The organism is Streptomyces litchfieldiae, from assembly GCF_031845365.1.
GTDB lineage: Bacteria > Actinomycetota > Actinomycetes > Streptomycetales > Streptomycetaceae > Streptomyces > Streptomyces litchfieldiae.
The window spans coordinates 1-436 of the sequence record NZ_JAVREL010000122.1 but is presented as its reverse complement, the minus strand read 5'-3'; the positions used below and the strand labels follow the sequence as shown (position 1 = coordinate 436).

The following is a 436-nucleotide window of genomic DNA, read 5'->3' as shown; positions in this document are numbered from 1 at the left end:
ACTCGGCCACGCGCACCAGGCGCAGCTCGGCACCCGAAACGTGTTGGACCCAGGGGCGAATCAGTGGGCCGAGGGCGTCGAGAGTGGCGAAGTCCGCCGCGGTCTCGCCATCCTGCAGTTGGAATTCCCACCGGTAGCGCGTCGCGCCGATCCGCATGTACGTACCGGCCCGCTCTGGGTCGCAGACCTGATCGACGCCCTCCCAGTTGGCGAGTTCGGCGGTGGTGGCGACGTCGACGACCAGCCAGCGTTGCTCGAATCCGAGATCTTCCATGCGGGAGCCGATCCGGGACCGCACGATGCTGTTGGCTCCGTCGCAGCCCAGCACGTAGTCCGCCTCGACGACATGTTCGCCGCCGTCGGTACGGTCGGCGTAGGTGACACGGACCCGGCCGCGGGCATCCTCGGCGACGTCGGTGACCTCGACGTCCCCGCG

1 protein-coding gene is annotated in these 436 nt (G+C 69.0%); it reads right to left on the bottom strand.

The features are described 5' to 3' along the window. Positions 1-436, bottom strand: a 436-nt coding sequence (locus tag RM590_RS35675; protein ID WP_311708965.1) for an FAD-dependent monooxygenase, incomplete at both ends; no start/stop codon positions are given.